This is a genomic window from Rubellimicrobium sp. CFH 75288 (assembly GCF_009904055.1).
Lineage (GTDB): Bacteria > Pseudomonadota > Alphaproteobacteria > Rhodobacterales > Rhodobacteraceae > Rubellimicrobium.
Genome location: NZ_WYDP01000027.1, coordinates 1 through 21,567, shown reverse-complemented (window position 1 = coordinate 21,567; position 21,567 = coordinate 1). Strand labels below are relative to the sequence as shown.

19 protein-coding genes are annotated in these 21,567 nt (G+C 73.8%); 16 read left to right on the top strand and 3 right to left on the bottom strand.

Going from position 1 to position 21,567, the window contains the following annotated elements:
• Positions 1–233 precede the first annotated feature (233 nt).
• The 8 genes from sdhC to GT358_RS15305 are packed head-to-tail and all read left to right on the top strand — an operon-like array spanning position 234 to position 5,839.
• Positions 234–632 carry a succinate dehydrogenase, cytochrome b556 subunit gene (sdhC, locus tag GT358_RS15340; protein WP_166583517.1) on the top strand — a complete coding sequence of 133 codons (399 nt, stop codon included), beginning with the start codon at positions 234–236 and terminating at the stop codon, positions 630–632.
• A gap of 4 nt (positions 633–636) precedes the next feature.
• Entirely contained in the window at positions 637–1,011 is a 375-nt protein-coding gene (sdhD, locus tag GT358_RS15335; protein ID WP_166583516.1) for a succinate dehydrogenase, hydrophobic membrane anchor protein, read from the top strand.
• A 13-nt stretch (positions 1,012–1,024) separates the two neighbouring features.
• A complete protein-coding gene (gene sdhA, locus GT358_RS15330) occupies positions 1,025–2,830 on the top strand; it encodes a succinate dehydrogenase flavoprotein subunit (RefSeq protein ID WP_166583515.1) in 1,806 nt (601 codons plus the stop codon).
• Positions 2,830–3,129: a hypothetical protein gene (locus GT358_RS15325; RefSeq protein WP_243730931.1), complete on the top strand. Its 300-nt coding sequence runs from the start codon at positions 2,830–2,832 to the stop codon at positions 3,127–3,129. The genes sdhA and GT358_RS15325 overlap by 1 nt, the downstream gene beginning before the upstream one ends.
• Positions 3,130–3,142: 13 nt before the next feature.
• Positions 3,143–3,439: a hypothetical protein gene (locus GT358_RS15320; RefSeq protein WP_166583514.1), complete on the top strand. Its 297-nt coding sequence runs from the start codon at positions 3,143–3,145 to the stop codon at positions 3,437–3,439.
• A gap of 17 nt (positions 3,440–3,456) precedes the next feature.
• Positions 3,457–4,209 (top strand): methyltransferase domain-containing protein, encoded by a 753-nt coding sequence (locus tag GT358_RS15315; protein WP_166583513.1) that lies wholly within the window; start codon positions 3,457–3,459, stop codon positions 4,207–4,209.
• Complete coding sequence (locus tag GT358_RS15310) at positions 4,209–4,988, top strand: succinate dehydrogenase iron-sulfur subunit (RefSeq protein WP_166583512.1); 780 nt, start codon at positions 4,209–4,211, stop codon at positions 4,986–4,988. The genes GT358_RS15315 and GT358_RS15310 overlap by 1 nt, the downstream gene beginning before the upstream one ends.
• A gap of 2 nt (positions 4,989–4,990) precedes the next feature.
• Positions 4,991–5,839, top strand: coding sequence for a DUF1989 domain-containing protein (locus GT358_RS15305; RefSeq protein WP_166583511.1), 849 nt, complete (start codon positions 4,991–4,993; stop codon positions 5,837–5,839).
• 4 nt (positions 5,840–5,843) lie between these two features.
• Here GT358_RS15305 and GT358_RS15300 read toward each other — a convergent pair whose 3' ends face one another.
• The 3 genes from GT358_RS15300 to GT358_RS15290 form a co-directional block, all read right to left on the bottom strand.
• Positions 5,844–6,494, bottom strand: coding sequence for a hypothetical protein (locus GT358_RS15300; RefSeq protein ID WP_166583510.1), 651 nt, complete (start codon positions 6,492–6,494; stop codon positions 5,844–5,846).
• A gap of 149 nt (positions 6,495–6,643) precedes the next feature.
• On the bottom strand, positions 6,644–7,651 hold the full coding sequence (locus GT358_RS15295) for a glycosyltransferase family 2 protein (RefSeq protein ID WP_166583509.1): 1,008 nt from the start codon (positions 7,649–7,651) through the stop codon (positions 6,644–6,646).
• A gap of 75 nt (positions 7,652–7,726) precedes the next feature.
• On the bottom strand, positions 7,727–8,386 hold the full coding sequence (locus GT358_RS15290; protein WP_166583508.1) for a TetR/AcrR family transcriptional regulator: 660 nt from the start codon (positions 8,384–8,386) through the stop codon (positions 7,727–7,729).
• A 200-nt stretch (positions 8,387–8,586) separates the two neighbouring features.
• On the opposite strand from GT358_RS15290, the gene GT358_RS15285 reads away from it, so the two are divergent.
• From GT358_RS15285 to GT358_RS15245, 8 genes are all read left to right on the top strand, one after another.
• Positions 8,587–10,278 carry an NAD(P)/FAD-dependent oxidoreductase gene (locus tag GT358_RS15285; RefSeq protein WP_166583507.1) on the top strand — a complete coding sequence of 564 codons (1,692 nt, stop codon included), beginning with the start codon at positions 8,587–8,589 and terminating at the stop codon, positions 10,276–10,278.
• Entirely contained in the window at positions 10,265–13,009 is a 2,745-nt protein-coding gene (locus GT358_RS16520) for an FAD-dependent oxidoreductase (RefSeq protein WP_208103567.1), read from the top strand. The genes GT358_RS15285 and GT358_RS16520 overlap by 14 nt, the downstream gene beginning before the upstream one ends.
• 104 nt (positions 13,010–13,113) lie before the next feature.
• A complete protein-coding gene (locus GT358_RS15270; protein WP_166583505.1) occupies positions 13,114–14,313 on the top strand; it encodes a hypothetical protein in 1,200 nt (399 codons plus the stop codon).
• 72 nt (positions 14,314–14,385) lie between these two features.
• Entirely contained in the window at positions 14,386–15,357 is a 972-nt protein-coding gene (locus GT358_RS15265; RefSeq protein WP_166583504.1) for an ABC transporter permease, read from the top strand.
• A gap of 84 nt (positions 15,358–15,441) precedes the next feature.
• Entirely contained in the window at positions 15,442–17,382 is a 1,941-nt protein-coding gene (locus tag GT358_RS15260) for a glycosyltransferase (protein WP_166583503.1), read from the top strand.
• Positions 17,379–18,416, top strand: coding sequence for a hypothetical protein (locus GT358_RS15255; RefSeq protein ID WP_166583502.1), 1,038 nt, complete (start codon positions 17,379–17,381; stop codon positions 18,414–18,416). Before GT358_RS15260 ends, GT358_RS15255 begins: the two co-directional genes overlap by 4 nt.
• On the top strand, positions 18,409–18,954 hold the full coding sequence (locus GT358_RS15250) for a hypothetical protein (RefSeq protein ID WP_166583501.1): 546 nt from the start codon (positions 18,409–18,411) through the stop codon (positions 18,952–18,954). The genes GT358_RS15255 and GT358_RS15250 overlap by 8 nt, the downstream gene beginning before the upstream one ends.
• Positions 18,951–21,567: glycosyltransferase family A protein (locus tag GT358_RS15245; RefSeq protein ID WP_166583500.1), on the top strand; the 2,617-nt coding region annotated here is incomplete at its 3' end. The genes GT358_RS15250 and GT358_RS15245, both read left to right, overlap by 4 nt.

The window sequence follows — 21,567 nt, the reverse complement described above, 5'->3', positions numbered from 1 at the left end:
CCCGCCGCGACCCCGTCTCCGCCACATGGCGCTCCACCGGGAGGGAGCCGGAAGGGGCAGGAGAGGCGGGGTGCGGCGCGGCGCCGCAAGGCCGTGATCGCACCTTTTCGTGTTGCGATCACAAGACCATCTTTTCGCGCGGATCGGCGCGATCCCGGCCATCCGCACCCGTGACATGCCGTCCGAAATCCGGCAAGGGGACGCCGACCGACGCGACACGAGGCCCTGACGCCATGCCCGACATTCCCCGCGGCAACCGGCCGCTCTCGCCCTTCATGCTCGGCTCCGCCTACCGGTTCCAGTGGACCTCGGCCACCTCCATCCTGAACCGCATCACGGGGATGGGGCTGATGGTCGGCGCGGTGCTGGTCGTCTGGTGGCTGATGGCGCTGGCCACGGGGCCGCGGGCCTTCGCGCTGGCCGACGGGGTTCTGCGCTCCCCCCTCGGGATCGTTGTGCTGGTGGGCTGCCTCTGGGCCATGTGGTACCACCTGCTGGGCGGCATCCGGCATCTGGTCTGGTCCACGGGCCGCGCGCTCGAGATCCACACGGCGATCCGGTTCGGGCAGGCGATCGTAGCGCTGTCGGTGGTGCTGACGGTGCTGACGGTCTTGGTGCTGTGGTGGAGGTGAGGGGATGGGCCGCTTCGTGACCGCGCGCAAGCGCGCGGAGAATCTCGGCGCCTCGGGGGCGGGGACGGAGCATTTCTGGCAGATGATCGTCAGTTCGGTCGCGCTGGCGGTCCTGTTGCCGGTCTTCGCCTTCACCTTCGGCTCGATCCTGGGCTTGCCCTATGAGGCGGCGCGCGCCGAGATGGCGCGGCCCTTTCCCGCGCTGGTGACGGCGCTGACGCTGCTGGTGGGGCTGTGGCATTTCCGGCAGGGCGCGCAGGTCGTCGCGGAGGACTATGCCCACGGCCTGCCGCGCAAGGCGCTGGTCATCGCGACCGTCGTGATCACCTATGGCGTGCTCGCCGTCGGCCTGTTCGCCGTGGCGCGCCTCGCCCTCTGAGAGAGGTCTCCTCATGCCCGCCTATCCCGTCGAGACGCATCGCTACGACGCCATCGTGGTCGGGGCCGGGGGGTCGGGCCTGCGCGCGACGCTGGGTCTGGCGGAGCGGGGCCTCAGGACGGCCTGCATCACCAAGGTCTTTCCCACGCGCAGCCACACGGTCGCAGCGCAGGGCGGGATCGCGGCCTCGCTCGGCAACATGGGGCCCGACCACTGGCAGTGGCACATGTACGACACGGTCAAGGGGTCGGACTGGCTGGGCGACATGGACGCGATGGAATACCTCGCCCGCGAGGCGCCCAAGGCGGTCTACGAGCTGGAACATTACGGGGTGCCCTTCTCGCGCACGGAGGACGGGCGGATCTACCAGCGCCCCTTCGGCGGCCACACGACCGAGTTCGGCGAGGGCCCGCCCGTGCAGCGCACCTGCGCGGCCGCCGACCGGACGGGGCACGCGATCCTGCACACGCTCTATGGCCGGTCGCTGAAGGAGAAGGCCGAGTTCCGCATCGAGTACTTCGCCATCGACCTCCTGATGGGGCCCGAGGGGGATTGCCGGGGCGTGCTGGCCTGGAAGCTCGACGACGGGACGCTGCACGCCTTTGCGGCCAAGATGACGGTGCTGGCCACGGGGGGATACGGGCGGGCCTATTTCTCGGCCACCTCGGCGCATACCTGCACGGGCGACGGCAACGCGATGGTGGCCCGCGCGGGGCTGCCGCTCCAGGACATGGAGTTCGTCCAGTTCCACCCGACGGGCATCTACGGCGCAGGCTGCCTCATCACGGAAGGGGCGCGCGGCGAGGGGGGCTACCTCACCAATTCGGAGGGCGAGCGCTTCATGGAGCGCTATGCGCCCACCTACAAGGACCTGGCGTCGCGCGATGTGGTGTCGCGCTGCATGACGCTGGAGATCCGCGAGGGGCGCGGCGTGGGGCGCGAGAAGGACCACATCCACCTGCATCTGAGCCATCTGCCGCCCGAGGTGCTGCACGAGCGGCTGCCCGGGATCTCGGAGAGCGCCAAGATTTTCGCCGGCGTGGACGTCACGCGCGAGCCGATCCCGGTCCTGCCCACGGTGCACTACAACATGGGGGGCATCCCCACGAACTACTGGGGCGAGGTGCTGGCGCCCACGCCCGACGATCCCGACCGCGTCGCGCCGGGGCTGATGGCGGTGGGCGAGGCGGGCTGCGCGAGCGTGCACGGGGCCAACCGGCTGGGGTCGAACTCGCTCATCGACCTGGTCGTGTTCGGGCGCGCGGCGGCGATCCGGGCGGCCGAGGTGGTGGACCCGCGTTCGGCGGTGCCCGACGTGCCGAAGGCCTCGCTCGACGCCGCGCTCGCCCGCTTCGACGGGCTGCGCCATGCGAAGGGGGGCACGCCCACGGCGCAGCTGCGGCGCGAGATGCAGCGGATCATGCAGGAAGACGCGGCCGTGTTCCGCACCTCGGAGACGCTGGCGCAGGGAGTGCGGCGGATGACGGCGGTGGCCGAGAAGATGGCCGACCTGCGGGTGACCGACCGCAGCCTGATCTGGAACACGGACCTTGTGGAGACGCTGGAGCTCGCCAACCTCATCCCCAACGCGCTGGCCACCGTGGTCTCGGCCGAGGCGCGCAAGGAAAGCCGCGGGGCCCATGCGCACGAGGACTACCCCGAGCGCGACGATGTGAACTGGCGCGTCCACACGCTCGCCTATGTTGACGGCACGGGGGTGCGCCTGGCGTACCGGCCCGTCCATACCGAGCCGCTGACCCCGCCCGAGGCGGGGGGGATCGACCCGCAGCGGATCGCTCCCAAGGCGAGGGTGTACTGATGCGTGTCCCGATCTTCCTGGTCTCCCTCCTGTCGGTCGGGGCGCTGGCCGCCTGCGAGGCCGGCCCCATGGACCCCGAACGCGCGGCACGGCTGTGCGAGGAACGCGCGCAGGCCGCGCAGGGGCCGACGGGGCGCGTCGAGATCGGCACGAATTCGCGCGACGGCGCCTTTGCGGGGGCGGCGATCGGCCTGTCGGGGGATTTCCTGGCAGGACGCGACCCCCTGGCGGTGTATGAGCAATGCGTGCTGCAGCGGACCGGCGCGCTTCCCGTCCGGCCGCCGCGGCTGCGTTCGTGAAAGGACAGATCCCATGCCGATGTTCCGACCCCTCGCCCTTTTGGCCCTGGCGGCCCTGCCCGGCGCGCTGGCCGCGCAGGATCTCTCGGAGGAGCAGACGCGCGCCTATGCGCTCATCCAGCCCATGCTGCTGGAGCTGACCCCGCAGGCGCCGGTGCTGGCGGCCTGCGTGGTGCGCACGGCCCAGCCCGCCGAACTCGCCCAGCTGGCCGCCGCGCCGGGCCCGTCGCAGGCGGTGGGGCAGACCATCACCGCCGTCCTTGCTCGGCCCGAGACGCTGGGCTGCGTGCAGGCGACGCTGTCGCGCTGAGACCGGCGGGAAGCCGCATGGAGGGGCAGGGGGCGGAGGATCGGGGACCGGACAGGCGCGCCGAGGCCGAGCTGGAGCGCGCCGTCGAACGGTTCCGTGCCGCCGCGCGGGGCCTCCTGCCCCGGCACTGTCCCGTCTGCGGCCATCGCGGCCGCTTCACCGCCTTCGGCCATCCGCCGCGGTTCGATGCGCGCTGCCCCGGCTGCGGCGCGCTCGAGCGCCACAGGCTGTTCGCGCTGTGGCTCGAGCGGGAATGCCCCTGGGGGGCGGGCGACCGCGTGCTGCACTTTGCCGCCGAACGCCAGCTTGCGCCCCTGATCCGGGCCCGCACCGGCCGCTACGAGACGGCCGACCTCGATCCCGCCCGCAGGCCCGATCATGTTGTGGACATCTGCGACACGGGCCTGCCCGGCGGCCTCTGGGCGGGGATCGTGTGCAACCACGTGCTCGAGCACGTGGACGATGCCCGCGCGCTCGCCGAGATGCGGCGCCTGCTGCGCCCCGGCGGCCTGGCCGTCATCACGACGCCCGTGATCGAGGGCTGGGACAGCACCTACGAGAACCCTGCGATCCTTGACCGCGCCGGTCGCCTCGCCCATTTCGGTCAGGGGGACCATGTCCGGCTCTACGGGCGCGACCTGCGCGACCGCATCCGCGCGGCCGGGTTCGATCTCTCCGAATATCCCGCCGTGGAGCCCGACGTGCGCCTCCACGGCCTGCTGCGCGGCGAGAGGCTGTTTCTTGCCCGAAAACCCGAGGTGTCCGCCTGATGGTCCAGTTCCGCCTTCCCAAGAACAGCCGCATGACCGTGGGCAAGACCTGGCCCGCGCCGCCGGGGGCCACGCGGACCAAGACCTTCCGCATCTACCGGTGGAACCCCGACGACGGGGCCAACCCGCGCATCGACACCTATGTGGTGGACCTCGACACCTGCGGGCCGATGGTCCTGGACGCGCTCATCAAGATCAAGGACGAGATCGACCCGACGCTGGCCTTCCGCCGCTCCTGCCGCGAGGGGATCTGCGGGTCGTGCTCGATGAACATCGACGGAGCCAACGGTCTGGCCTGCACCACGGCGATCGAGGCGATCCGGGGCGACGTGCGCATCTATCCCTTGCCGCACATGCCGGTGATGAAGGACCTGGTGCCGGACCTGTCGCACTTCTTCGCCCAGCATGCGAGCGTGCGCCCCTGGCTCGAGACCGTCTCGCCCGCGCCGGAGCGGGAGTGGCGCCAGTCGGTGGAGGACCGCCGGCGGCTCGACGGCCTCTACGAGTGCATCCTGTGCGCCTGCTGCTCGACCGCCTGCCCGAGCTACTGGTGGAACGGGGACCGCTATCTGGGTCCGGCGGCCCTGCTGCATGCCTATCGCTGGATCGCCGATTCGCGCGACGAGATCACGGGCGAGCGGCTGGACGATCTGGAGGACCCGTTCAAGCTCTATCGCTGCCACACGATCATGAACTGCGCCAAGACCTGCCCCAAGGGGCTGAATCCCGCCAAGGCAATCATGGATATCCGCCGCCTGATGCTCGAGCGGGTGGTGTGAGCGTGCCGGAGGGGCAGGAGCCTGCCGACGCGGCGGCGCGGCGCGCGGCGAGGGCCGTGCGCGTCTATGCCGACGACGCGCTGCCGGAGCCGCCCCTCGCGCTCTATCGCCGGGCGAGGGAGGGGGCGCGGCTCCTCGAGGCGGTGACGGTGCCCCCGCGCGAGGCGCGGGCGGTGCGGGTGCCGACGGGGCACGTGCTGCGCATCGTCTGCCCGGAGGGGCCGCAGGTGGGCGATCTCAACCTGTTCGCGGACGGCGATCTCGGCGAGCGGTTCTTTTCGGGCAAGACGCGGGCGCTGCACGGCACGCATGTGGGCGTGGGCGACCGGCTGTGGTCCAACCTGCCGCATCTGCGCCCCATGGCCACGATCATCGCCGACGACCTGGCCTGGTACGGGCGGGACGCGGACGGCTGCGGGGTCCACGACGTGATCGGCACGCGCTGCGACCCCTATACCCAGCGGCTGCTGGCGGGGACGGATTACGACCGCTGCTGCCATTCCAACCTGGTGCGCGCGCTCGCCGAGGCGGAAGGCATCGCGCCGGAGGAGGCCGAGCGCCACGTCCACGACGTGCTCAATGTCTTCATGTGCACGGGCTTCGACGCCGGGGGGCGCTACATCATGAAGGCGAGCCCCGTGCGCGCGGGCGACGCGCTCGAACTCTGGGCCGAGATCGGGCTTCTGGCGGTGCTGTCGGCCTGTCCGGGGGGCGATTGCGGATCGGGCCATTCGAGCGACGAGGCTCCCTGCCATCCCCTGCGCCTGGAGGTGCTGGCGCCGGATCGGGTTGAGGGCTGGAGCCCGCCCGCGCGCAACCCCTATCGGGGGCGGCACGGGCTGGGCGCCTAGGCCGTCAGGCCATCGCGGAGGGCCGTCCCAGCAGGCGGCCGAGGCCGCGCCCGCCCCGGGACCCGGCACGGAGGCGTTCGGACTCGGCGCGGGCCGCCTCGAGCGCGGCGCGCGCCTCGGCGAGTTCGGCCTCGAGCGCGGCGATGCGCTCGGCGCCGAGGCGGATCTGGCGGTGCGTGCTGTAGGCCTCGTCCACGACGCGGCGGTGGCGGTGCCACGCCTCGGCGGCGGCAGCGGGGGTGGGCGGGCCGGCAAAGGCATCCGGCCCGATCGCGGCGATCAGGTCGCGGGCCTGCGGATCGGCCTGGATGAACAGCGCCGCCACCGCCCGTGCGAGCGGCCCCGGCGGTTCGGACCGGGGCGGAAGGCCCACCACCTGCTCGGCGCCGCGCCGCCCGATCCAGCGGGTGCCGGAGGGGGCGAGGGCGAGGACGCGGGACGCTTCGCGACGCCATTCGGCGAGGGCGGCGGCCGTGTCCCGGCGATCCTGGAGAGCGGCGGCGACCCAGTCATGGGGGTCCTCGACGATCACGCCCCGGGCGGTGCCGTCGGCGAGATGACGGGCGCCTTCGGCCCCGGCCGCGGCGACCGGCCGACCGAGGCTGTCGGACGCGATGATCCAGAGGGCGTGGAGCGGCGGGGTGTCGGCGGTCATGGACGGGCTCCTGGAAGGGGGCCGGACGGGAGAGGACGGCCTGCGCGAGGGGCCGGGCTGCGCAGGGCCGGAGGACCGGGCGTCGTCGGGCGAACACTCATGGCGGCAGCCTAGACCGAAGACGGCGCGCCCGCCAGAGCGGGGGGCGCTCAGCCGAGGCGGTGGCGCGCGAAGAAGGCGGGGTCGGAGGCGCGCAGGGCCGCGTCGAAGGCGGCAGGCCCGAAGGCGGCAAGCGCCTCCGGCCACAGGCGCGCCACGGCCGGCCGCGGGTCGAAGGGGAAGGCACGCAGACCCCCGGCGCGGCGCAGCGCCCGTGCACGGGGCGGCGTCAGCCGATGGAGCCGGTCGAACAGCGCCAGTCCCGCCGGTCCCCCGCCTGCCGCGACATGGGCGATCTGCTCGCGCCGGCCGGCATGGCCGCCCTCGAGCCCGAGATCGACGAAGCGCAGGAGCTTGGCCGTCCAGTGCAGCGGCGTCCAGCCGTCCAGATGGAGCACCCGCATCCCCTCGATCACCCGGTGGGGCGGGGGGGCGGCCTCCTCGGGCGCCGCGGGGTCGCGGGCCCAGTGCAGCCGCAGCCGCCACGGCGCGCGCGGCCGGATGGCCACCTTGCCGGTCGTGTAGGCGGCAAGGCCGAAGCGCAGGAAACGCGCGTCCTCGCCCCAGATCGCCCGGGCCTGCTGCGGGCGCAGCGGCAGGCGGAACGCGCCCGCAAACAGCGAATCGGCCACGGTGCCGGGGGGCAGGACCCGCTCGACATTCGGGATCTTGGCCCAACCCTCCCCGGCGGGCAGGGCGCCCAGGATCTCGCCCGGCGGCGCATCGGCGTGGAGAAACTCGTCCGCGTCCAGATGGAGCAGCCAGTCGGCCTGCGAGCGCGTCCGGGCCTGTTCGGCATTGGCGAGCTGGCGGGCCACGACGTTGTCGGGCCGTCCGCCCCGCCGCAGCGCCCGCCAGTGCGCCTCGTCGCACAGCGTGATCCGCACCCGCGGCTCGGCCGCGAGCGCGGCCGGCAGGTCCGGGACGGGGGCGTCGAGATAGAGGTGCACCTCGCAGGCGCCCAGCTCGAGATGGTGGGCCACGACGGGCAGGACCATGGCGGCCGGGCCGCGAAAGGTGGTCACGAGGGCCCAGGAGGCGGCCCGGGAAGCGGTCATGGCGGGGGCTCCGGCTCGGTGCGCGGTCCGTCCAACCACGGCCCCGGAGGGCGCGCAAGCCCGTCGCGGAGCGCCTCAGCGGGGGCGCAGTCCCGCGTCGGTGAAGTGCTGCGGAAAGAAGGCCGCACAGGCGGCCATGAGCGTGCGTTCGGCCTCGGCCCGCCCGTAGGGCTCGCGCAGGGTCAGCCGGTCGAGCCAGATGACCTCCGTCACCGCGCGCAGCACGCGCGCGATGATGCGCGGCTCGCCGCCATAGCCGCCCTCCTGCTTGAGCCGCGCGCAGAGGTCCTCGAGCGCGGCGACATAGGCGGCGTCGTTGCCGCTGCAGGCCTCCTGGTAGATGGGCCGCGACTGGGTCTCGCCGCGGAAGGCGCACCAGGCGGCGAGCCGGTCGGGCGCGCTGATCTGGGGGTCGAGATCGGCCAGAAGGACCGCGCGCAGGCCCGCGGCCGGGTCGGGCCCGGCGGCCGCGAGGGCGGAGCGCCAGTTGTTCTCGTATTCGTCCGTCAGGTAGCGGAGCGTCTCGGACAGGAGGCGTTCCTTGCTGTCGAAATGGAAGTTGACAAGCCCGTGCGAGATGCCGGCCTGCCGGGCCACCGCCGTCAGGGTGGTGCGGGCATAGCCATGCGTGGCCAGCACGGCGATGGTCGCCTCGATGAGCTGGAGGCGGCGCTCGGCCCGCTCGCGCTTGCGGGGACCCGTCAGGGCAGGAGCGGCGGCGCTGTCGTCGGGCATGGCCGGGCCTTTCGCCGGGGGAACTGCGCGGATCATAGGCGATCGGCGGCCGGGCGGAAGCGCTCACGGGTCCGCCCGCAAGATTCTGATTGACAGTTCAGTCAGAATCGCGCGACCTTGCGACGAGAAGGCCAGCGCCGGGGCGCCTCCGCCCGGACCCTCTCCCCGGCCGAGGCCCGTCCTGCAGGGAGGACTCCGCCATGCCCGATCGTCTGCCCCGGCTGGCCGGCCGCCTGCGCAGACCCCGTCCGGCGGCGGGCCCGTCCGGGTCCGGGGGGGCCTACGACGCCATCGTGGTCGGGGCGGGGCATAACGGCCTCGTGGCCGCGGCCTATCTGGCGCGGGCGGGCCTGCGGGTGGTGGTGCTGGAACGCAACCCCTGGGTGGGCGGGGCCGCGGTGAGCCGGCAGCTCCATCCGGAGGTGCTCTATTCCAACTGCTCCTATGTCTGCTCCCTGTTCCGTCCCGAGATCATGCGGGATCTGGAGCTGCCGCGCTTCGGCTTGCAGATCCTGCCCTACGAGGGCGGCGCGATCCTGACCGAGGACGGCGGCTATCTCGCGGCCTTCCGCGACCACGACGCCAACCGGCGCGAGATCGCCCGCCGTTCGCCCCGCGACGCGGAGGCCTATGACCGCTATGCGCGCGACGTCACGCGGTTCTGCCGCTTCATCCGCCCCATGCTGATGCGCACCCCCCCTGACCCGGCGAGCTTCCGCCCGCGCGACCTGGCCGAGATGGCCTGGCTGGCGCGGCGGTTCGGCGAGATGTCGGAGGCGCAGATCCACGCCATGCTGCGCTTCTGGACCATGTCCATCGCCGATTACCTCGACGAGTATTTCGAGGACGAGGCGCTCAAGGCCTTTCTGGCCGGCTCGGGGATCATCGGCACGGCGCTGGGGCCGATGTCGCCGGGCTCGGCCTATGTGCTGCTGCATCACTACATGGGCGACGTGGACGGCAATGTGGGCGCCTGGGGCTTTGCCCGGGGAGGCATGGGGGCAGTCAGCCGCGCGCTGCGCCTGTCCTTCGAGGCGGCCGGCGGCGAGGTCCGCACCGGCAAGGCCGTCCGCCGCATCCTGGTGCGGGACGGGCGCACGACGGGCGTGGAATGCGAGGACGGCGAGGTGATCCGCGGCACGCGCGTCATCTCGGGCATGGATGTCAAGCGCACCTTCCTCGAGCATGTGGAGCCGGCGCACCTGCCCGAGGACTTCGTCGCGCGCGTGCGGCGGTTCAAGACGCGCGGCTCCTCGGGCAAGGTCAACATCGCGCTCTCGGCCCTGCCGCGCTTTCCGGCCCTGCCCGAGAACGGGCCGATGCTGAAGGGAGACCTGCACTTCACCGATTCGATCGAGCGGCTGGAGCGGGCCTATGACGACTGGAAGGCGGGGCGCTTCTCGCGCGATCCCTTCCAGGACACGATGATCCCCACCCTGACCGACCCGACCATGGCGCCGCCGGGGATGCATTTCATGTCCTGCTTCGTCCAGTACGCCCCCCCGAAGATCGAGGGCCGGCCCTGGACCGACGCGGACCGAGACGCCTTCGGCGACACGGTGGTGGGCCAGATCGAGCGCTTCGCGCCGGGCTTTCGCGACCTGATCCTGCACATGGAGGTGCGCACCCCGCGCGAGCTCGAGGCCGAGGTGGGGCTGACGGAGGGCAACATCTTCCAGGGCGAGCTGACCTTCGACCAGCTGCTGTTCAACCGTCCCGTCCCCGGCTGGGCGCAGTACCGCAGCCCGGTGGCGGGATTGTGGATCTGTTCGTCCTCCACCCATCCGGGCGGCGGCGTGATGGGGGCGCCGGGGCGCAACGCGGCGGCCGAGATCCTGAAGGAGGCCCGGACGGGCCGCGAGCAGATGGTGGACGCCTATGCGGTCCTCTGAGATCCTGATCCTCGGCGGGGGCACGAACGGGCTGGCCTGCGCCTTCCGCCTGGCGCGCGAGGGGGCGCGGGTCACGGTGCTCGAGGCGGCCGACCGGGTGGGGGGCGGCGCGCGCACGGCCGAGTTCGCGCCGGGCTTCCGCGTCTCGGCGCTTGCCCATCTCGTGCAGGGTCTCGACCCCCGCGTGGAGCGGGCGATGGCGCTGGACCGGCACGGGCTGCGCCTGTCGGAACCGCTGGCCAGCGCGGTGCCGGGCGGACGGCCGCTCGTCGTCGGGCCGGACGGGCGGGTCGAGGGGCTCGCGCCGGCGGAGGCGGCCGCCTGGGACCTGCTGCGCGGCCGTCTCGAGCGCTTCGCCCGGCTTCTCGATCCTCTGCGGCGGCTGACGCCGCCCCGGATTGGGCGGGGCAACGACGACTGGGCGGCGCTGGGGCGGCTGGGGCTCGGGCTGCGCCGGATGGGGGCGGTCGAGTTCCGCGAGTTCGGGCGGATGCTGCTGCTCAACGCGGCCGATGCGATCGAGGACGACCTGTCCGACGAGCGCCTGATGGGACTCTGCGCCTTCGACGCCACGCTGGGCGCATCCACCGGGCCGCGCTCGCCCGGCACGCTGCTGCTGTGGCTCCAGCGGATCGCGGACGGGCCGCCGCGGGTGCCGCTCGGCGGGATGGGGGCGGTCGCGCAGGCGATGCGCGCCGCCTGCGAGGCCGCCGGTGTCCGGCTGCGCACCGGGGCCCGCGTCGCCCGCCTGATTCTGGAGGGCGACCGCGCGACCGGCGCGGTGCTCGAGACGGGCGAGCGGATCGAGGCGGAGGCCGTCGTCTCGGCGCTCTGCCCGCGCACGACGCTGCTCGACCTGGTCCCGCCCGGGGCGCTCGACACCGACACGGAACGCGCGGCCCGCGCGATTCGGGGACGCGGCGCGGCGGCCAAGCTGCATCTTGCACTCTCGGCCCTGCCCGATTTCGGGGTGGACCCCCGCGCGCGCCTGGTCATCGCGCCCGGCGTGGACGCGGTGGAGCAGGCCTGGAACCCCGCCAAGTACGGCGAGGTGCCCGCGCGGCCCGTGCTGGAGGCGGTCATCCCCTCCGTCCATGACCCGGAGGCCGCGCCGGAGGGGGCGCATGTGCTCTCGGCCGTCGTCCAGTTCGCCCCCTGGGCGCCCCGCGATCCCGACCGCGCGCGCGGCGCTGCTCGAGGCGGCGCTGGACGTGCTCGAATCCTGCGCCCCCGGCCTGCGCCGGAGCGTGCTCGCCTCCGAGCTGCTCCTGCCCGGCGACATCGCCGCGCGGTTCGGCATGGCGGGCGGGTCGTGGCATCACGGGGACCTCGCGGCGGAGCGGATGCTGTTCCTGCGCCCCTTCCCGGAGGTGGCGCGCTACCGCACGCCGGTGCCGGGGCTCTGGCTCGCCTCGGCCGGCAGCCATCCGGGCGGGGGCGTGACGGGAGCGGCGGGCTGGAACGCGGCCGAGCGGATGACGCGGGAGGGCGTGGCATGACCGAGATCCGGCACCCGTTGCGCAGCGCGCGCCCGGCCGCTCCGGCCGACCCGCGGCTGCACTATCTCGAGCCGCTGCGCACCACGCCGTTCCACCCGCGCATCGGACCGCTCAACCGTCTGTGGGACTGGGTGCCCTGGGCCGGCTATGTGACGGCCGGCAGCTTCGGGGACGAGGCGCTGGAGCATTCGGCCATCCGCAACGCGGCGACGCTGTTCGACCTCAGCCCCATGATCAAGGTGCGCCTGCGCGGGCCGGGCGCGGCGGCCATGCTCGACCGCGTGACGCTGCGCCACGTGGCCCGCATGCCCGTGGGCTCCGTGCAGTACACCGCCTGGTGCGACGGGGCGGGCAAGGTGCTCGACGACGGGACGCTGTTCCGGCTGGGCGAGGGGGACTTCCGCCTCTGCTCGCAGGAGCGGCACATGCCCTGGCTGCTCGATTCCGCGCGCGGCTTCGACGTGACCCTCGAGGAGGAGACCGAGGCCGTGGCCGGCCTGTCGCTTCAGGGCCCCTGCGCGGCGGCCGTGCTGTCGCGGGCGGGTCTGGAGGTGAACGACCTGCGGCCCTTCCGCCTGACCGTGCGCGACGGGATCGCGATCTCGCGCACGGGGTTCACCGGCGATCTGGGCTACGAGCTGTGGGTCGCGCCCGAGGGGGCTCTGGCGCTCTGGGACCGGCTCGCGGAGGCGGGCGAGCCCTTCGGGCTGCGCCCCATCGGCATGTCGGCGCTCGATGTGGCCCGGATCGAGGCCGGCCTGCTTCTGGCGGGCAAGGATTTCGTCCCGGCCGAACATGCCCTGCGCGAGGATCGCGCGCTGTCGCCCTTCGAGCTGGGGCTCGACTGGATGATCGTCTGGGACAAGGGCCATTTCAACGGCCGCCGCGCCCTGCTGCGCGAGCGGGAGAAGGGGTCGGACTGGGTGACGGTCGGGCTCGACGTGGCGGGCAACGTTTCGGCGGAAGGCGCGGTCCTCTATCACCGCCAGACCCGCGAGGTGGGACAGGTCACGTCCGGCTGCTGGTCGCCCCTGCTCAAGCGCAGCATCGGCATCGCGCAGGTGCGCCGCCCCTTCGACCGCCGCGACGATCTCTGGGCCGAGATCTACGCCTGGCGCGAACTGCGCTATGTCAAGCGGATGGAGCGCGTACGGATCGTGCCGCGTCCCTTCCTCGTCCTCGACCGGCGCCGGGCGACCCCGCCGCTGCCGGTGCGCAGCCCCGGCGACTGACCCGCGCAGGCGGGCCGCCGCCGGTGCCGGCGGTTGAACGGCCCCCGCCGCTGCGCTAGGTCCTGACCCCGTCGCCAGGGGCGGCAGCGGAGCGGGGGCGCAACGTGGTCGGCGAGCTCATCTTCCACCTCGGGGATTGCAAGACCGGGACGACCTCGATCCAGGCAGCCCTGGCCAAGCGGCTGTGGCGCGCCGAGGGCCGCTCCATCTCCTACAACGTGCCCTTCAACCATATCCCCATGGCGCGCAGCCTGTCGGCCGATCCCGAGGAGCGGCGGCGGCGCTGGATGCGCGAGGCCGAGGCGCTCGCCCGGAGCGGTGCGGACTGGGGGATCGTCTCGGCCGAGCATTTCGAGTTCGTCAGCCCCGAACATGTGCGGCTGGCCATCGAGGAATTCATGCCCGCCTGGCGCGACCGGCTGCGCCTCGTGGCCTATGTCCGTCCGCATCTGGACCGCTTCCTGTCCACCTATGCCGAGCGCACGAAGAAGGGCGAGATCGACCTCGACCCGCCGGCCTTCGCCCGGCAGATCCTGCGCCGGCGCCGGCTGCACTATCACGGCCGCTTCACCCGCTGGCGCGAGGTGTTCGGCGACCGCTTCACCTTGCGCCCCTTCGTGCGCGAGGAGCTGGAGGACGGCGACGTGGTGGCCGATTTCTTCGCCTTCGTAGGCGGCCGCGGCACGTTCCGGCTCGAAGGCGCCGAGCCGCGCAACCCCTCGCTGTCGGTGGAGGACCTGGCCATGATGCGCCACATCCACCGCCGGCTGGCCGAGCGCGGCGAGGGCGTGGTGGAGGGCCAGAGGGCCTTCGGCTGGAACTTCTCGGAGATCCTCGCGCGGCTGGGGCGGCCGGACGGGGGCACGCCGCTGCGGCTGCATGCGCCGCTGGCGCGCGAGCTGGCCGAAGCCTGGGCCGAGGACGCCGCCCTTCTGGATCGCGACTTCTTCGGCGGGCGCGCGATCATGGTGCCGGCGCTGGCGCATTCCGTCGAGCGGGCGATTCCCGAGGCGCAGAGCACGGAGCCCGCCCTGCATCACGGACCCGAGGCGCTGCGCCTGTTCGACTGCCTGGCCGACCTGCTCGGCCGGATGGTGGAGGCCGATCCGCCGGGCTTCCTGCGCGCGGTCTCCTCGCCCGAATACCGCGTCCCGCCCCTGCCGCCCGAGCCCGCCCCATCCGAGACCGAGAAGCCGCCTGCGCCCGCCCCGGCATCCCGCCCCCTGCTGGGCCGGGCGCTGGGGCTGGCGCGACGGGCCCTGGGCCGGACGCGGGCACGGCTCGCGCCCTTCGCGCAACGGTGATCCGGGCCGAGGCTTGACGGCGCCTGGCCGGCGTCGCAAGGCTGGGCCTCGTCCGCGTCGCCCCCTGGAGCCATGGACCTTCCTCCCCTTTCCGCAGACCGATCGCGGCCGCCGCCGCCCGACCGGCCGCTGGGCCCGCCCCGGCGCGAGGCAGGCGCGGCCCCCCCCTTGGGCGCGGCCGATCCCGCCGATGCGCCGTGGCGCGATGCGGAGGACGGCCCGGGCGGCGGGCCGGAGGACGGCGCGCCCGCCCCGGGCTTCTCCGTCTCGCTGCCGCCGCCGCGGTTCCGCACGCTGCGCACCATCGGCGCGCTCGTCCTGCGCGAGATGGCGGCGACCTACGGACGCTCGCCGGGCGGCTATATCTGGGCGATCCTCCAGCCGCTGGGGATCATCGCGATCCTGAGCCTGGCGTTTTCGCTCCTGATCCGATCCCCGCCGCTCGGGACGAGCTTCGTCTTCTTCTACGCCACGGGCTATCTGCCCTTCGACATCTACAGCACCCAGGCCAGCAAGACGGCCAACACGCTGCGCGTGCTGCGATCGCTGCTCAACTATCCGGCGGTGACCTGGCTCGACGCCATCCTGGCGCGCTTCCTGCTCAACCTGCTCACCGACATCGCGGTGGCGGCGATCCTGTTCACCGGGATCATCTGGGCGCTGGGCATTCCAGTCATGATCGACATGCGGCCCATCATCGAGGGCGTGCTGCTGGCGGCCCTGGGAGGCCTCGGGATCGGGCTCGTCAATGCGCTTCTGGGCGGGATCTGGCCGATCTGGGCGATCCTGTGGGGGATCGTGACCCGTCCGCTCTTTATCGCCTCGGGGGTGCTCTTCCTCTACGAGGACCTGCCGGCGACGGTGCGCGACATCCTGTGGTGGAACCCGCTCGTCCATGTGATCGCGCTGGTGCGCAGCGGGTTCTACCCGACCTACGACGCCTCCTTCGTGTCCATCCCCTATTGCGCGGCGGTGGCGCTGATCCTCGTGATGACGGGACTTCTGTTCATGCGCAGCTACTACAAGCTCATCCTCGAGCAATAGGCCAAAGGCCGCCGCGCGGGTTTGCGCGGCGCAGCGAGGATGCTATGGCCCGGCCGGACGGAACCGGGGCGGGGACAGGGGGCGATGCCGAGAGACGGAGCGGCGGAGGGACCCGGCGGCGGCCCCGGGGGGCAGGACTGGATCGTCCTGCAGCGCGTGGCGCTGCCCGATCCGCGCATCGGCTTCGATCCGCTGCTGTTCGTGCGCCTCGCAGGGGCCACCGCGGACGAGGACGGCCGGACCCTGCTGATGGGAACCGGAGGGCAGGTCCGCACCGACACCTATGTCAACCTCCTCAATCTCGCCACCTGGGTGGGGCGCTGCCGGATCGACCGGCTCGCGCTGCGTCTGCGCGGCGAGGGCCGCCTGCGCGCGGTCCTGCGCCACAGGCCGGCCGGCGGCGGCGCCCCGCGCCCGGTCCTGAGCGAGGTTCTGGATCTGTCGCCGCAGGGGGCGCTGCTGCCGCTCGACGGGCTGCTGGAGGCCCTGCGCGGTCGCGAGGGTCTGCTCGACGCGACCTTGGAGGCGCTCGAGCCGGTCCGGCTGACCGAGGGTGCGTTCCTCGCTCCGCTGCCGGCCGATGCGGCCCCGATCCGCCTGGCGGCAGCCGTGACCACCTTCCGCCGCGAGGCTGCGGTGGCCGAGACGATCGCGCGGCTGGGCGACTTCCTCGAGGGCGAGGGACGCCACCTGATCGCGCCCGGCTCGGTCGTGCGGCTCTTTGTCGTGGACAACGGCCGCAGCCTCGCGCTCGGCCCGCGGGAGGGGGTGACGGTGATCCCCAACCCCAATCTGGGCGGGGCCGGCGGGTTCGCGCGCGGGCTGGCGGCGGCCGAGGATTGGGGCGCGACGCATGCGCTCTTCATGGATGACGATGCCGCCTTTCCGGCCGAGGCGTTCCTGCGGACCACGGCCTTTCTGCGCCTCGCGCGGGAGCCGGGACGCGCCGCGCTCGCCGGGGCGATGGTCTCGGCTGCGCGGCCCCATGCCATGTGGGAGAACGGCGCGGTGTTCGACCGCGCCTGCCGTCCGCTGTTCGTGGGCACCGACCTGCGCGACCCCGAGGAGGTCGCGCGCATGGAATTGCAGGCGGCCCGTCCCAAGCCCCGGGGCTTCTACGGCGGATGGTGGTTCTTCGCCTTCCCCCTGGCGGCGCTGCGCCATTATCCCTTTCCGTTCTTCGTGCGCGGCGACGACATCTCGTTCTCCCTGGCCCATGCCTTCGACATCGCCACGCTGAACGGAGTGGTCTCCTTCCAGGACGACTTCTCGGCCAAGGAAAGCCCGCTCACGCTCTATCTGGATCTGCGCAACCATCTCCATCACCACCTCGTCCACGAGGCGCTGGAGATCGGCCCCTGGGGCACGGCGCGCATCGCGCTGCGCTTTCTGGGACGATCCATCTGCCGGATGCACTACGACAGCGCGGAGGCGCAGCTTGCGGCCTGGGAGGACGTCATGCGCGGCCCCGGCTTCTTTGCGGCCAATGCCGATCTGGAGGCCAAGCGCGCCGAGATCCTCCGCCTCGTGCGCAGCGAGGCCTGGCGGCCGCTCGAGCCCGGCGAGGACCCCCATCCCCTCGCGCCCGAGGGACCGCCGCCGGTCTGGCGGTCCAGGCTGGCCAAGTGGTCGCTCAACGGCCATCTTCTGCCCTTCTGGAGGCGGATCGCCGGGGCTGCGGCCGTGCCGCTCGACTATCGCGGGCTGATCTGGCCGCTCTGGGGTCGCAGCGAGGTGCTGTTCGTGGACGGCGAGCGCGGCCGCGCCTACCGGGTCCGCCACAGCAAGCGCCGCGCCTTCTCCGTGCTTGCCCGTGCCGCCGCGCTGACGCTGCGCTGGCGCCGCCGCTACAACACCCTGCGCGCGCAGCACCGCGCGGCCTATGGCGTCTTGGCGGCCCGGCCCTTCTGGGAGGCCCGCTTCACCGGCCTGCCGGCCGAGCTCGCCCCCCCGCTGCCGCCGGGTGCCGAGCCCGGAGCCGGGGCTGCCCCCCCCGCGCCCCTGCCGGCTCACGGAGCGCCATGACGGGCCTCGTCGTCCATCTGGGCGATTTCAAGACCGGCACGACCGCGATCCAGTCCTGGCTGGACGGGCCGGGCCGGAGCACGGGCGGGCTGGCCTACGGGCCGGGCTTCAACCAGGCCGGTCTTGTCGCGGCGATCCAGCAGGGACCCGACGCGGCCGATCGGGCCTTTGCTGCCCTCGCCGCGGCGCTGGGTCCGCCGCGCGGCCGGACCGCCATCCTGTCGGCGGAGCATTTCGAATATCTCGATCCTGCCCGGCTCGCGCCGCTGATCGAGAGGCATCTGGGCGCCTGGGCGCGGGACGGGCTGCGGCTTGTCGCCTATATCCGGCCGCATCCCGCAGCCCTCGTGTCGCGCTTTGCCGAATCCGCCAAGATCGGCAACTTCGCCGGCGATCTGGCCGCCTATCTGGAGGAGCCGTCGCTGCGCTGGCGCATCACCTATGCCCGGCGCCTTTCGGCCTGGCAGGCGGTCTTCGGCCCGGCCTTCGAGCCGCGGCTGTTCCGGCCGGAGGATCTTCTGGGCGGGGACGTGCTGCGCGACTTCCTGGCGCTGGCCACGCGGCACGATCCGGGCCCCCTCGACTGGCCGCGGGACAATCGCCGTCCCGGGGCGGCCGATCTGGCGCTGGCGCGGGCGGTGCACCGCGCCATGGGTGCGCTGCCGCCCGAGGCGCAGGGTGCGCGCTGGACGCTGGGCCGCCGCCTGGGCCGGCTTCTGGCCGAACGGCGCGAGAGCCTCGGCGGAGACCAGCCCCTGCGCCTGCACCGGGCCGTCGCGCTGCGCCTGTTGGAGCGCTTCGCCGCCGATGCCGCGGCGGCGGAGGAGCGCTTCTGGCCGGACCGGGGACGGCCGCTGAGCGAGGCGCTCGCGCACGCGGTCGAGGACGCCCCCGCGGAGCCGACCCCGCTCGAGCCCGAGGAGCATTGGGGCCCGGAGGCGCTGGCGGTCGCCGAACTCTGGGGGCGGATGCTGGGCGAGGGGCTGCGCGCGCCGGGCGGGCCCGCGGCGCTCGACGGGCTCTTTCATGAATAGCCCGCCGGACGAGGCGCGCGGAGGCCTCGACCCCGCGCTGGCGACGCTGAGGAGCACCGTCCAGCCGGGCGGCCCGCTCGGCACGCCGGAGGCGCCGCACGAGACGCGCCTGCCCGGCGGCCTGCTTCTCCATGCCGACCCGGAGGGACTGCACGAGGGGCGCTGGTCGAGCCCCTCGGGGCGGCTTCTGGAGCTGACGGTGGAGGCGCGGCGGCCCGGCCGCTGGCTGGCGCTGCATGTCCCGCTGGAGCCGTGGGAGCCGGCGGAGACCCTCTGGGTTGCACTCCTGCTGCGGGCGACCGCCTATCCGGCGACGGTGCTGCGCCCGTCCCTGCGTCGGGGCCGCCCCGAGGGGTTCGAGGACCTGTTCGGAGAGCGGCATCTTCTGGCGCAGGGGCGCGAGGGGGACGGCGCGGCCCTCTGGCCGCTCGACCGACTCGGCTCCGATCCCGGGCCCTGGCGCGAGATGGTGCTCTTTCTGCCCTCGGCCGTCTCGTTCCGCCTGTCGCTGCACGCGCTGCGGGTCCTGGCGGCATGAGACCGCTGCGGCCTGCAGGACGCGCGCTGCGGGGCCTGTGGCGCCGCTGGCGCTGGCGGGGCACGGGAGTGGCGCTGGTCGTGCCGGTCTGGAACGACACGCCCCATCTGCTCGCGCTGCTCGATCAGGCCCGCGACCTCGGCTGCTTTGCCCAGATCGTCGTCGTGGACGACGGCTCGGACCCGCCGGTGCCGTCCCTGCCGGGGGTCACCCGGATGCGGCATGCGACCCCGAGGGGGGGTGGCGCGGCGCGCAACAGCGGGCTGGCCCTGGTGCGGTGTTCGCATCTGCTGTTCTTCGATGCCGACGACCGGCTGACCCCGGAACTGCCCCGCCTTCTGGACGATCTCGGGCTTCTGCCGGGGCAGGTGGCGCGGCGGGGTGCCCCCGAGCGCTTCGACCTCTGCCTGTTCAAGCATGCCGACAGCCGGGTGCCGGCCGAGGGGCTGTGGGGCCAGCCCGACTGGGACGAGCGGTTCTGGCAGGCCGAGGGGGTGGGCAGCCTGGCCGAGGCCGGGCCGGAGGCGCGCCTGCGCCTCGCCCTGACCGCGAACTATCCCTGGAACCGCATCCTGTCGGCCGACTTTGCCCGCCGCGAGGGGATCGCATTCGCCGAAACGCCCGTCCATCAGGACATCCCGCCGCACTGGCGCGCGCTGATCCGGGCGGAGCGGATGCTGGTCTCCGACCGCATCTGCGCCTGGCACCGGATCGCCCCGGCGGGGGAGGGTCGCGGTTCGGGAGCGACGCGGGGCCGGGTAAGCGGGCGGCAGGGGCGCGAGCGCTTTGCCGTCCTTGCCGCGCTCGATGCCGCCGCCGCCGATGTGGCCGAGGCCGGCCCCGGCTGGCAGGCGGCACTGGTCGCCTTCGCGCCGGGGCTTCTCGACTGGGCGGAGCGCCGCATCGACCCCGGCTTGCGCGACGAGTTCCGCCGCACGGCCCGCCGCTGGATGGAGGATCGGCTGGGGCCGTTCCTGCCGGCGATCGGTGCGACGGAGGCCGGACGCGCCCTGCGCCGCCGTCTTGCGCCCCCGCGCGCCGGCCGCGGTGCAGCCTCGCCGGTCCGCCGGCCGCGACCCGTGCCGGCCGCGCCGCAGGGGGAGGCGCCGCTGCGCTTCGTCTATCTGGCGCGGGGAGCGGGGCCGACCTTCGAGGCGCTCGCCCGCGACATCGCGCGGGCCGCGCGGCCGGGCGACCGCGTCCTCGTGGTGCACGAGGCCGGCCAGGACGACACGCCGGAACGGATCGGCCGCTTCGGCGCGATGGAGGGATGGGGGGCGGCGCAGGCCGATGCCATCGTCGCGCAGGGGCGACCGGCGGGCGATCTGGGTGCGGCGGTCAACGTCGCGGTCGCGGCCCTGCGGGCGGAGACCGGCGGCGCGGGCCGCGTCCTGTTCCTGCCGGCGGGCAGCCGGCTCGATCCGGCCGCGCTCGCGCAGGCGCGGGGGACCGCCCGGGGCCACGATCTGCTCGTGCTGCCCTGGCGCGTCTGGGACTCCGGGCGGGGGCGCCCGGTCGATCCGCCCGGGACGCGGGGACGCGGCTTCTGGCGGCGCCAGCCCGGAGAGGACGACCGCGCGCGCGCCGGGCGCCTGGCCACCGCGCTCTGGCATCTTCTTCTGCCGCACGACCTGGCGGTTTCCCTCCGCTGCGACGAGGGCCGCCCCGCCGGAGGCGATGTCGCGGCCTGCCGGGCCGCGCTGGCGCGGTCGCTCCGTCCCGGTATCGCGCCGCGTCCGCTCGGCCATCTGCCAGCCCGGCCCGATCCCGGTCCGGGACTGGTGCAGGCCCTTCTCGGGGTGGCGGGGCAGGGACCCGAGGCGGCGGACTGGGTGGCGCGGTCCTGGCGCACGCGCCTGGCCGGTCTGCCGCCGGGGGCGGCGGCCACGATCCGCGGACGCCTGTCTTCCGGGCGGCCGGGGGCACCGGCGCTGCTCGCGGCCCTCGACGCCGAGGAGACCCGCCGACGCGCGGCCCTCGCCCTCCCCGCCCGGCTGGGGCGGAGCCGCCTGCGCATCCTGTGCGAGGGGCGCCACACGCACCGGATGCCGCTCAGCTATCCGGCCCTCCATCCGCTCTGGTCGGATCTGGCCGAGCGGCTGCCGCCCGATGCCGACCCGGCCACGGCCGACCTGATCCTGTGGGCGCATCCGTCCGATCCCGCCGCGTCGCGCCCGGAAGTCCTTGCGCAGGCCGGTCGCCGCTCCCTGGCACTCCTGTCCGAGGAGCCGTTCTGGGACAGCCTGTTCAGCCCCGATCCCCTGGCCGCACGGATCCGTCTCGAGGCGGCGGGCAGCGGCGGCCTGATGCTGCATCAGGCCAACCACCACCGCAGCGCGATCTTCGCCTGGGAGCATCTGCCCTATCTGGCGCTGACCGAGCCCGCCTGGATCGCCCGCTGGCGGCGCCTCCTGACGCGCAATGCCGCGCTCGGACCCGACGCGTGGCGCGACAGCTTTGCCGCCCGGCCCCTGGAGGCCGCCTTTCTGGCCGAACGCCGGCCCGAGCCCTTCCACGACCTGCTCTGGCCCGGCGGCGATCTGGTCGGGCTCTGCGCCTGGCGCACGCGGCTGGCCGAAGCCTTTCCCGCCCCCGACCCGGCGCGCATCCTCA